We start from the raw sequence: 10,529 nt of genomic DNA on the forward strand, positions 1-10,529 counted from the left end.
GCTTATACCGAATTCTGTTGTTAATAAAACAGGATATTAAAAAAAGCGAAAAATTTAATTTTTCGCTTTTTATATCGTTTAATAATTTACTCGAAGTTAGCTTAGACCTTCTACTAAACCATCTACTAAATCAATTTTTGTTGCCTGTGGAACTTTGGGAAGTCCTGGCATACGCATGATGTCACCTGCTATAGCGACAATAAACTCAGCGCCATTATTAATAACAATATCATTAATGGCTATAGTGAAGTCTTTTGCTACACCGTATGCGTTGGCATCAGCAGAGAATGAATATTGTGTTTTTGCAATGCAAACTGGAAATTGATCCATTGCTGTTGCTTTAATTTGATTTAACTTTTTCTGCGCAGTAGGACTAAAAGTAACTTCTGTTGCCCCGTATATTTTAGTTGCAACAGCTTTTACTTTGTCTGCAATTGACATAGCATCCGAATAAGGGAATTGTAAAGATTTACTAGGGTTATTCTCAATCATCTGTACTACTTCATTAGCCAGTGCTATTGCTCCCGTACCTCCTTCAACAAAGGCATTATTTACGGCAAACCCCAAGCCATTAGCACGACAGTAATTTTCTACTAGTTGAATCTCTTCGATACTATCAGTTGCATATTTGTTGAAAGCTACCACAATACTTTGACCAAAAGATTGTAAGTTCTCCACGTGTTTTTGTAAGTTCTCTAGTCCTTTTTTAATTCCCTCTATATTTTGGGATTTAATATTTTCTAGCGCAACACCACCATGCATTTTTAAACCTTGTGCAGTTGCAACTACAACAGTTAACTTCGGTTGTAACCCAGATTTTCTACATTTGATGTCAAAGAATTTCTCCGCTCCTAAATCTGCGCCAAAACCAGCTTCAGTAATGACATAATCACCGTAACTCATGGCCATTTTTGTAGCGATAACAGAATTACAGCCATGGGCAATATTTGCAAAAGGACCTCCGTGAATAAAAGCAGCCGTATTTTCGGTAGTTTGCACTAAGTTTGGATTCAATGCATCTTTTAATAAAACCGTAATAGCCCCAGCCACACCTAATTCTTTTACTGTAAATGGACTACCGTCATGGCGATATCCCAATAAAATATTTTCAATGCGTCTGCGCAGATCATCAATATCAGTAGCTAAACACATGATGGCCATGATTTCAGAGGCAGGTGTAATATCAAAACCGCTTTCTTGTGGAATGCCATTTGCACTTCCTCTTAAACCTGTTGTGATATAACGTAAACTGCGGTCATTGACATCCAATACGCGTTTCCATAAAACTTCCTTAAGACCATTAGATTCTGCTCTATTTTGATAGATATAGTTATCCAATAAAGCACTTAAGGTATTGTGTGCTGAAGTAATCGCATGAAAATCTCCTGTAAAGTGTAAGTTGATGTTTTCCATGGGTAAAACCTGTGCGTATCCTCCACCTGCAGCTCCACCTTTCATACCAAAACACGGACCTAATGAAGGTTCTCGCAAGGCAACAACTGCATTTTTTCCTATTTTATTTAAACCAAGTGCCAAACCAATAGATACAGTAGTCTTTCCAATTCCCGCTTTGGTAGGAGTAATTGAAGTGACTAAAATTAAATTGGATTTTTGTTGTTGTTCTGGCTGTTGTGCTTCTAACACAACCTTTGCCATATTTTTGCCATAAGGAATAACATACTCTTCTGACAATTGGATATTTTGGGCAATTTCGTAAATGTTTTTTAATTCACTTTCTCTTGCGATTTCAATATCTGTTTTCATCGTATATATAAATGTGTTGTTAAGGAGTAAAGTTACATCTTTTTAGCAAAATATTTTCGTACTCGACGAACACAAAATGAAGGCAAAAAGGGATAGTTAACGTCAAGTGGAGTAGATAATATTTAATTTGCTAAATTCTTACCATATCTGTGTATTTACTTTTAAAGAGAAGGTGTTTTATTGTTTTTTATAAATAGATTTTTAAAGTTATATTTGCACTTTTAAATTATATTCTATAAGTATTATGAAAACAGAAGCGGAGTTAAAAGACAGAAGTGGAAATAAATGTGAACTATGTGAATCTACTGGACAATTAAAGGTTTATGAAGTTCCGCCTGTAGCTGCTAATGAGGCAGATAAAGAAATTTATATTTGTGAAACTTGTTTGGATCAGATTGAAAAAAGACAAGAGTTAGATAGTAACCATTGGCAGTGTTTAACTACATCTATGTGGAGTGAGGTTCCTGCAGTACAAGTTGTTGCTTGGCGTATGTTGAATCGCTTTAGACAAGAAAGTTGGGCAGCGGATAATTTAGAAATGATGTATTTGGATGATGAATTAATGGAATTTGCTAAAGCAACAGGTGATCATACAGGAGATGGCTCAGTTGAATTGCACAAAGACAGCAATGGAAATATTCTATCCGCAGGAGATACGGTTACCTTAATTAAAGATCTTGATGTAAAAGGATCTTCATTAAATGCTAAAATCGGTACGGCTGTTCGCAATATTCGCTTAGATCCGAATAATGTAGAATATATAGAAGGTAAGGTCGATGGACAAATGATCGTGATTCTTACGAAATACGTGAAGAAACAAGGGTAGTAAATCATAAAAAAATCTCAGCTATAGCTGAGATTTTTTGTTTTGTAACCAAATAGGGATACTAAATTCTTCTAACAAATGCGCTAAGGGAACCTGTTGATACGTATCATAGGTTAACCATCTGATTTCTTCCAGCTCAGCATGGGGAACAAGTATTGGATTTACAAGCTTAAGATGATAAATGGTAGCGTGAACAATTGTGTTGGCCTCATTTACAGCTTGCGTTTGATGCGTGCCTAAATGATGTATAAGATGTGATTCAATCGCTAAATCCAGTTCTTCCTTTAATTCCCGTTGTAAGGCTTCTATAGGTGTTTCGCCAGGCTCAATCTTTCCCCCTGCCATCATATAGTATATAGACCCCTTTTTGCGAACCGTTAATAGCGATCCTGCTTCATTGGTGATCAATGCAGAAGCTAAATATAAGGTCTGTGGTTTAGACATAAAACAGGTTTTAGATCTCAAAAATAAAGGATTTTACCCAATAAGAAGTAAAAATGAAAATGAGGTTTAGTAAACTTAAATGATAAATACTGACTTTTGATTTGTTAAAATACACGATGTATGCGTTTTTTTTGATTGTAAATCATAATTTTATGGTATGATCAAAGAAAAAAATAAGAATGTTTACAGAATTGTTTTTTGTAAAAGAAAAAATTTTATCTTTATTCGATCAAAGCAAGGTTCAAGATAAGAGAAGAATCTTGTATCATTTAATTTTAATTTAAGTTGAAAATAGAGCCTCTATCCAAGGCAAAAATGAACAGTACAATGGTAAAACAAGAATTTACTGCATTATTTAAAGGATACAAAATTCCTAAGGAATTAAAGAACTTATTAGAGTTTCAAGTATCAGAAAATATTCCATCTTATTATTCAAATGCAATTTATTTAATGACGGAAGAAACTTCATTAATTGAGAATTACTCAACAGATGAAGCTTTTCTAAAGGCATTTATTCCTTTTGCGGAAGCAAATAGTTCAGGAAGTATTTATGCTTTTTGGATTGAAAACACAGAAATTGAGGATTTAACCAATGCTCCAATTGTCGCTTTTGGCGATGAAGGAGGGATTTTTGTTGTTGCTCGAAATATCCAAGAATTATTGCAAATTGCTGCTTATGACGTTGAAGCAGTGGTATATGAAGATGAATTTTATTTTCAAGATAAAGAAGTGTTAGAAGAAGAAGGCGAGTTTGTCGCAGCTGAATTTAATATGGAATACTTAGACTGGTTGCGCTCAGATGCTAAATTAAAACCAGTATTGACAATTGATGGTGTAGACGCCATTGTAGACAAAGCACAAGTAGCTTATCAAGAAAAATTAGAACAATATATCAAACGCTTTATATAATAAAGCGAAATAGTAGTATATTGCGTTAAAATTTTAAGAAATGGAACAAAATAACTTCGAACAGAATTTTGATGCTTTCTCAACGCAAGCACAAAATCAAATGCCAGCTAAACCAAATAATTATTTAGCCTTGTCAATTATCTCAACAATTTTGGGATTTTGTTCATGTATTGGTTTGATCTTAGGAATCGTAGCGATTGTTATGTCAGCTCAATCAGGTTCAAAATATGATAAAGGAGATTATGAAGGAGCTGTAAAAGCAGCTAAAACAGCAAAAATATTAAGCCTTATTGTATTAGCTACAGTAATACTTAGTTTTATTTATTCTTGGTTCAGTATTCAGGCTATTGGCGGATGGGATGCCTATATGGAAATGTTTGAAGAAGGAATGAGACAAGGAGCTGGAGGAATGTAAAAGCAATGATGCGGATAGTATATCGAATCCTCTGTTATCTTGTAGTACCTCTTCTTGTAGGAGTAATAGTAAGAAATGGGTTCAATAGCTTTCCTATAACTGTAACTTGTTCAATTAAAGATTATACAGGTCTTGATTGCCCCGGTTGCGGTGGACAAAGAGCCATTGATGCGCTACTCAAAGGAAAACTGAAACAAGCGTTTTATTTCAATCAACTCATTTACGTATATCTGGGAGTTTTAGGTTATATCTACATACTCTTCGTTGAAACGTACTTGATTAAAAATAAGGTTTTTAAACAACGATTTGGCTTTGCCAATTGGTTTGTCATAAGCTTTATAAGTTTGATTCTCTTGTTTTTTATTATAAGAAATTTATAAAGGTTTGAATGGAAACATTCAAACCTTTTTTTATGAACCTTGTCAATCTTTCTTTTTTATCAATAAAAAAAATTGAACTTTTCTCGTTTTTATTACAAAATGAACCTATGTGTTTTTTGTTTTTTTATAAAAAAATAAGTTTTCGCTATTTTTAGTTAAAATTAAGATGGAATTAATGTATTATGCTTAACTTTCACATCCCAAAAAGACAATTAAAAAACACACCCTTTATGAAAAAAAATACTTTGTTGTTATTCAGCTTATTAACTCTATGGGGAGTAAGCGCGAATGCCCAAACTCCTCAAATGAGAAAGAAAATCACAGCTACTTATGATCAAACGAAAGTAGAAGAATTTCAATCGTTAGAGAAAAAACGCGTTTTAGCACGTGAAGTTGCATTTAAAGCAGCTAAAGAAAGTGGTAAGCCTACTTCGGGAGTTACTAAAGATGGAAGAGTTTTCTCATTACAACGCATAGATGATAGAGGAAATTATATTTATTACATGACTAGTAATGCAGGAAGTAGAAAGACGGCAAACGTAAATGATGTTGCACCAGGAGGAAGTCTTGGATTAAATCTTGACGGAAGAAATATGACAGTTGCGGTTTGGGATGGAGAACCTGCCTTAAATACGCATGTTGAATTTCAAGGTGGTGCAAATGGAGGAAGTAGAATGGTGTTGAGAGATAACTTGAAAAATTTACAAAACATGTCGCAAGATGAACGTTTATACTTTGAAGAAGGGCGTTCTCATGCTACACACGTTTCTGGAACAATCGGTGCTACAGGAATTAATGCGAATGCCAAAGGAATGGCGCCAGCTGCAACAATCTTGAGCTATGATTGGGAGAATGATGCGGTAGAAATGAGTAGAGCAGCTCAACAAGATGGATTGTTGGCTTCTAATCACTCCTATGGTTTTGCTGCCATCGATGATTTTGGAAATGCAGTTTTTGCTCCTGAAATTTTCGGAACCTACATGGAAGAAAGTATTGGTTTTGATCAAATTACTTTTCGCTATAAATACTATCAACCAGTCGTTGCTGCAGGAAATGATAGAGATTACTATAGAATTATTAACCGTTCGAAAAACGGAAATGATTTGTTGACAGGAACTGGAGTTTCGAAAAACGTGGTTGTAGTGGCAGCTGTAGAACAAGTAGATTTGTATACAGGACCATCTAGTGTGCGTATGTCTACATTTAGTAATTTCGGACCAACCAATGATTTTCGTATCAAACCAGATATCTCTGCAAAAGGAGTTCGAGTATTCTCTACAAATTATACTTTACCAGTACCTGTAACAGGTGCTCCTAATAATACAAGATACATTGGCATGGATGGTACTTCAATGGCAGCACCTGCTGTTACAGGTATTATTACTTTGTGGCAACAATGGGCAATGGAAAACAGAGAAATGCCTTTGAAATCTGCAACAATTCGCGCTTTAATGGCTCATACAGCTAGCGAAGCAGGAACAGCTCCAGGACCAGATCACAAATTTGGATGGGGATTGATCAATGCGAAAGCTGGAGTTCAAATTCTTGAAGGAAGCAAAGTCAGTGGTGTTGTGTTAGAGGAAAATGAATTAACACAAGGACAAACTTATGAGAAACAGTTTAATGTTAGTGATAGTGGAGTTAAAATCTTAGTAACTATTGCGTGGACAGATCCAGCAGGAAGATATTCTGATAATAATTTCGACGAAAATTATGCAAAAAACAACCCGTCTTTGGTTAATGATTTAGATGTACGTGTTTATAAAGATGGAGAAGAGTTTTTACCTTGGAAATTGAATAAAGATTTTAATAATCTAGTGGCATTAAAAGGAGATAATGATGTAGACAACATAGAGAAAATTGAAATCGATGCTGCAGAAACAGGAACTTATGTAGTTAAAGTTACACATAAAGGGAACTTACAAGGAGGGAAACAAGAGTACTCGTTAATTATGAGTCGCAGTGATTTTGACAATTTATCTACAGAAGAATTTAAAATTGATGAATCGCTATTTGCAGTATGGCCTAATCCAGTAGTGGAAACATTGAATATTACAATTCCAGAAGAAGCGGAACTAAACGGAGCTTCTATAGAGTTGTTTGATCTGAGTGGTCGACGTGTTCACTATATTTCAACGATAAACACAAACCAAGTAGAGTTAGATCTGAAAGGACTCTCATCTGGAGTTTATATTGTGAAAGTAAAAGGCAACGGCTTTGAAAAGACAGAGCGCATTGTGAAGAAATAACAAAAGAGGGTGTCCCAAAAGGTCACCCTCTTTTTTTTGATACGAAGGCATGTATTTATATAGTGAATTTAAACTTACAAAAATTGTTCGCTATAAATAGTGATCTTGCGAATTGTTTTTGTTTTGTTTTGATACATATTGTGTATTATAGCTTTTTAAGTTAAATTGTTGAAGTATTTGTTAATATGTGGTTAGATTTGATTGTAAAATAAAATTTGATCATAAATAGATTAGCGTATGAAAAAAAATACTTTATTATTTATCCTATTGGCCTTGTGGGGAGGGACTTTAGCTGCTCAGACTCCTACATATAAGAAGAAAGTTATGGTTACCTACGAGCAGAAAAAGATAAGCGAACTTAGACGTATGGTAAATCAGGTTACTTTAGCGCGTGAGTTGGCATTGGAGAAGGCAAAGCAAATGAAAAAAGCAATTAAAGCAATTGATAAAAAAGGAAATATCTATACGTTAAAAGGAATTGATAAAAAAGGAGACTTTGTATACTATGTTTCACGAAATGCTGGGGGGAGAAGGTTGTCAGGCGTCACTGATATTGCACCAGGAGGAAGCTTAGGATTGAATCTCGATGGCAAAGGCGTGGTTGTTGGATTGTGGGATTCTAATGTTGCATTGGATTCTCATGTGGAATTTCAAGATGAACAAAGGGGAAGCCGAGTAATACGTAGAGACATAGTGCCCGCTTTGGAGGAAATGAGTAATGAAGAACTAAAGGAATATGAGATAGGGGTATCTCATGCTTCTCATTGTGCTGGAACAATAGGAGCAAAAGGAGTTAATCCGGAAGCGAAAGGCATGGCTCCGGCAGTGACTATCTTAAGTTACAATATGGAAAATGATTTTGATGAAATGCTTAGAGCTGCCCTAGAAGATGTGTTGTTGGTTTCTAATCACTCTTATGGACCAGCGGCTGTCGATGAAAATGACGAAGCAGCCGTAGAGGAGGATTTTTTTGGAAGCTACGACGAGGATAGTAGCTTGTATGACCAAATTGCACACACGTTTAAATATTATCAACCTGTAATTGCTGCAGGAAATGATAGAGAGTCATATGATATAATAAATCCATCAAAAATGGAAGCCGATTTATTGTTGGGGAGCGCTGTTGCTAAAAATGCAATCGTTGTTGCTGCTGTGGATGATAATGGACCATATAGTGGACCTGAAAGTATTACTATGTCAGAATATAGTAATTTTGGACCAACGAATGATTTTCGAATTAAACCTGATATTTCTGCTAAAGGAACTGCGGTGTTTTCTGCTAATTATGTATTGCCAACTCCAGTGACGAGCTCACCTAAAACTGGATTGTACCTAACTGAGGATGGAACCTCTATGGCGGCACCTGCTGTTACGGGTATTATTGCTTTGTGGCAACAATGGGCAATGGAAAATAGAGAGATGCCTTTGAAATCTGCAACAATTCGCGCTTTAATGGCTCATACAGCTAGCGAAGCAGGAGCAGCTCCAGGACCAGATCACAAATTTGGATGGGGATTGATCAATGCGAAAGCAGGAGTGCAAGTGCTTTTGGGGAATCGAGACGGCGAAGTTTTGATGGAAGAAAGTGAGTTAACGCAAGGGGCAAGTCACGAAAAGACGTTTGTCGTTCCAGAAGGTGGTGGGAAATTTATTGCAACACTAACTTGGACAGATCCGGAAGGAGTGTTTAGCGATGATAATTATGATGAAGACTATGCAAAAGAAAATCCTTCTTTGGTAAACGATTTAGATTTGCGTGTATATAAAAGTGGTGAAACGTTCTACCCTTGGAAGCTAAATAAAGATTTTACTAATCTAATTGCTTTAAAAGGAGATAACGATGTTGATAATGTGGAAAAAGTGGAGATAGAACTAGCAGAAGCAGGAACGTATAGAATTGTAGTATCCCATAAAGGAAATTTACAAGACGGAAAACAAGAGTATTCACTTCTTGTAAGTACTGGTAATTTTGATACTTTATCTACAGAAGAATTTAAAATTGATGAATCGCTATTTTCGATATGGCCTAATCCAGTAGTGGAAACATTGAATATTACAATTCCAGAAGAAGCGGAACTAAACGGAGCTTCTATAGAGTTGTTTGATTTGAGTGGTCGACGTGTTCACTATATTACAACGATAAACACAAACCAAGTAGAATTGGATCTGAAAGGACTCCCATCTGGAGTTTATATTGTGAAAGTAAAAGGCAACGGCTTTGAAAAGACAGAGCGCATTGTGAAGAAATAATAAAAGGAGAGCATTGCTCTCCTTTTTTATTGTTTGTTGTTTGTAAAAGATTATCGTTTAAAGAAAGGGCTTTCTATTTCTGGACAATCCACCGATACCTCATAACAGATCAGTGATAACCCCCAACGAACAACGAACAACGAACAAAAATTAAAAGTCTACCGATTACAGATAACAGATAACTGAATATTCCTAAATAAGGACGGTTGTTTTTCAACGAGAATCTTCTCAACAAAAAACAAACGACAAACGACAAACAAAAACTTTCACATCTAACACCCGTACTACAAGCGAGTTGCGAAAAACTTTGAAAATACTTTAAAAAAAAGGTTTGAAATAATTTGGAAGTGGCGAAAAAGGTACTACTTTTGCATCCGCATTAAACAAGCAGACGTTCATAGAAAAGCACAGAAAAAGACTTACGATTGTTTCAAAAATATTTTTAAAAAATAAATTTGGATAATCGGAATAAAGAGTCTTATCTTTGCAGTCCGCTTCAGTAAAGGTTGGGGATTAGCGAAAAGAAAAAAAATATTTTTTCAAAAACATTTTGCTAATTCAGAAAAGTTTTTTACTTTTGCACTCGCTTTGAAAAACAAGTGAGATTAGAAACGATCATAGACATATTGGACAACAGCATACGAAAAAAGAGAGTAAGGTGATTTTAGGATCACGAAATAAACTAGCTAACTTTTTACAATATTAAAAATATACGATGAAGAGTTTGATCCTGGCTCAGGATGAACGCTAGCGGCAGGCCTAACACATGCAAGTCGAGGGGTATAGAGAGCTTGCTTTCTAGAGACCGGCGGATGGGTGAGTAACGCGTATGCAACCTACCTTTTACAGGGGAATAGCCCGGAGAAATTCGGATTAATGCTCCATGGTTTATAAGAGTGGCATCACTTTTATAATAAAGATTTATCGGTAAAAGATGGGCATGCGTATCATTAGCTAGTTGGTGTGGTAACGGCATACCAAGGCGACGATGATTAGGGGTCCTGAGAGGGAGATCCCCCACACTGGTACTGAGACACGGACCAGACTCCTACGGGAGGCAGCAGTGAGGAATATTGGTCAATGGAGGCAACTCTGAACCAGCCATGCCGCGTGCAGGATGACGGTCCTATGGATTGTAAACTGCTTTTGTACGGGAAGAAATGTGATTACGTGTAATTATTTGACGGTACCGTAAGAATAAGGATCGGCTAACTCCGTGCCAGCAGCCGCGGTAATACGGAGGATCCGAGCGTTATCCGGAATTATTGGGTTTAAAGGGTTCGTAGGCGGTT

8 protein-coding genes and 1 rRNA gene are annotated in these 10,529 nt (G+C 36.0%); 7 read left to right on the plus strand and 2 right to left on the minus strand.

All coding sequences use genetic code 11. The features are described from left to right. Nucleotides 1-96: 96 nt before the first annotated feature. Entirely contained in the window at nucleotides 97-1,764 is a 1,668-nt protein-coding gene (locus H4K33_RS14980) for a formate--tetrahydrofolate ligase (protein WP_182650427.1), read from the minus strand. A gap of 244 nt (nucleotides 1,765-2,008) precedes the next feature. Here H4K33_RS14980 and H4K33_RS14985 point away from each other — a divergent pair, with 244 nt between their 5' ends. After that, entirely contained in the window at nucleotides 2,009-2,590 is a 582-nt protein-coding gene (locus tag H4K33_RS14985) for an alkylphosphonate utilization protein (RefSeq protein ID WP_182650429.1), read from the plus strand. Nucleotides 2,591-2,611: 21 nt separating this feature from the next. Here the strand turns inward: H4K33_RS14985 and H4K33_RS14990 are convergent, their stop codons facing one another. Then, nucleotides 2,612-3,034 (minus strand): NUDIX domain-containing protein, encoded by a 423-nt coding sequence (locus H4K33_RS14990; RefSeq protein WP_182650431.1) that lies wholly within the window; start codon nucleotides 3,032-3,034, stop codon nucleotides 2,612-2,614. A 327-nt stretch (nucleotides 3,035-3,361) separates the two neighbouring features. Here H4K33_RS14990 and H4K33_RS14995 point away from each other — a divergent pair, with 327 nt between their 5' ends. The 6 genes from H4K33_RS14995 to H4K33_RS15020 form a co-directional block, all read left to right on the plus strand. Beyond that, complete coding sequence (locus H4K33_RS14995; protein ID WP_182650433.1) at nucleotides 3,362-3,943, plus strand: cell wall assembly protein; 582 nt, start codon at nucleotides 3,362-3,364, stop codon at nucleotides 3,941-3,943. A gap of 40 nt (nucleotides 3,944-3,983) precedes the next feature. Beyond that, nucleotides 3,984-4,358, plus strand: coding sequence for a CD225/dispanin family protein (locus H4K33_RS15000; RefSeq protein WP_182650435.1), 375 nt, complete (start codon nucleotides 3,984-3,986; stop codon nucleotides 4,356-4,358). 5 nt (nucleotides 4,359-4,363) lie between these two features. Continuing rightward, a complete protein-coding gene (locus H4K33_RS15005) occupies nucleotides 4,364-4,738 on the plus strand; it encodes a DUF2752 domain-containing protein (RefSeq protein WP_182650437.1) in 375 nt (124 codons plus the stop codon). Between the two features lie 230 nt (nucleotides 4,739-4,968). Further along, nucleotides 4,969-6,987: a S8/S53 family peptidase gene (locus H4K33_RS15010; protein ID WP_182650439.1), complete on the plus strand. Its 2,019-nt coding sequence runs from the start codon at nucleotides 4,969-4,971 to the stop codon at nucleotides 6,985-6,987. Nucleotides 6,988-7,224: 237 nt separating this feature from the next. Next, nucleotides 7,225-9,237 carry a S8 family serine peptidase gene (locus H4K33_RS15015; RefSeq protein ID WP_182650441.1) on the plus strand — a complete coding sequence of 671 codons (2,013 nt, stop codon included), beginning with the start codon at nucleotides 7,225-7,227 and terminating at the stop codon, nucleotides 9,235-9,237. 712 nt (nucleotides 9,238-9,949) lie between these two features. Continuing rightward, nucleotides 9,950-10,529 (plus strand): 16S ribosomal RNA (locus tag H4K33_RS15020); the annotation flags it as partial.

The organism is Myroides sp. WP-1, assembly GCF_014145635.1.
Taxonomy (GTDB): domain Bacteria; phylum Bacteroidota; class Bacteroidia; order Flavobacteriales; family Flavobacteriaceae; genus Flavobacterium.